At 70.0% G+C, this 1,351-nt stretch carries 1 protein-coding gene; it reads right to left on the bottom strand.

Annotated features, from left to right (window positions below; translation table 11 throughout):
• Positions 1 to 44: 44 nt before the first annotated feature.
• Positions 45 to 1,351, bottom strand: a 1,307-nt coding sequence (gene tnpC, locus IEY82_RS38675) for an IS66 family transposase (RefSeq protein WP_189129268.1), incomplete at its 5' end; no start/stop codon positions are given.

The raw sequence follows: 1,351 nt of genomic DNA, 5'->3' as shown, positions 1-1,351 counted from the left end.
GTAAGCAATCAGAAGGTTTTGTGACGCTGGGTGATACGCGCTGATCAGACTTCGAGTGCGACGGGCGGCATCCAGAGGTTGCCGGTGAAAGCGCGGTGGATCGCCTCGAAGGCGCTCAGTCCGTGCTTGCGGGCGCTGTCGAGGTAGGAGCGGATGGTCAGCCAGTGCGCGGCGCCGGTCTCGGATTGATGGCAGCCGGAGATCTTCACCTGGGTCTTGACCGGGCGCAGCGCGCGCTCGCCGGTGTTGTTCGTGAACGGCACCCAGCCGGGGAAGTCGGCGAAGCGCAGCACGTCAGCGGCCCGGTCCCGCAGGCGTTCCAGCAGGTTGCGGGCCGGGGACTGTTTCCGTCCTGGGGCGCGGGGATGCAGCGACAGCCCGACTGCGATCCCGTGGTGGAAGGATTCGAGGTAGATGCGCGCCCGTTCTGGCGGGATCTGTGACAGTCCGGCCTCGCGGGCCTTGATGGCCTGTTTGTTCAGCTCGGCCAGCGCCCAGCGGATCTGGGCCGGCCACCGCTGGCGGGGGTGGTCTTCGGCCGCAGCGGTCAGCTCTCTGACCAGGTGCGCACCGCACAGTTGGTGCCGGGCGTGCGGGTAGCCGTCATACAGCGACAGCGAGTCGTGCACCAGCACCCCGCGGAACTCGGGCAGGACGCCGAGAGAGTTGGCGCCCTGGCGGGAACGTTCGCCCAGGCCGAGCAGGGTCAAGGTGGTCGTGCAGGCCACGTGCAGCCAGCGGCGCCCGGTCCCGATCCGGGTGGTGGTCTCATCGACGTGCAGCACATGCGCCAGCGTCAGCAGCGCGCGGATCACGGTGATGCTGTCGGCGACCAGGGCAGCGGCCTCGCCGAGGATCGACGACACCCAGCCGGGCGAGACCTGCGCGCCGGTGACGTCGGCGATCAGCTGGGCGCAGCGTTCCACCGGTACGTGCTGGAACACCAGCAGATAGGCGGCCAGGGCGCGCAGGTTCGGCCCGTACGACGACGGTGCGCCCGCCACCTGCCCGGGCATGTCCGCACTGGTGAGGCGACCGCACCCGCCGCACCGGCAGCGATGCGCCCGATGCTCGGTCACCGTCACGGTGACCAGGGGAATGTCGCGGACCTGCCGACGCGAGTAGCCGACACTGTCGGTGGCCGACAGCGCCTTCCCGCATCCGCCGCAGGCGGCCGGGAAGTGGTCCTCGAGCTTGTCGGGGACCTCGGCCATGGCCAGGCCGTTGCCCGGAGCGCCGGGCTGGCGACCCCGCTTGCGCCCGCCCTTGGCCGGTGGCTGCTTCTCCGGACGGACGAAAGTGTCACTGGACGGCGGTAACGAGGAGTTCCCCGAGTTGCGGCTCTGCCTGC

Source organism: Nonomuraea cavernae (assembly GCF_014646355.1).
GTDB lineage: Bacteria > Actinomycetota > Actinomycetes > Streptosporangiales > Streptosporangiaceae > Nonomuraea > Nonomuraea cavernae.
Note: the sequence above shows the minus strand (reverse complement) of the source record. Positions and strands in the feature narration are given on the sequence as shown.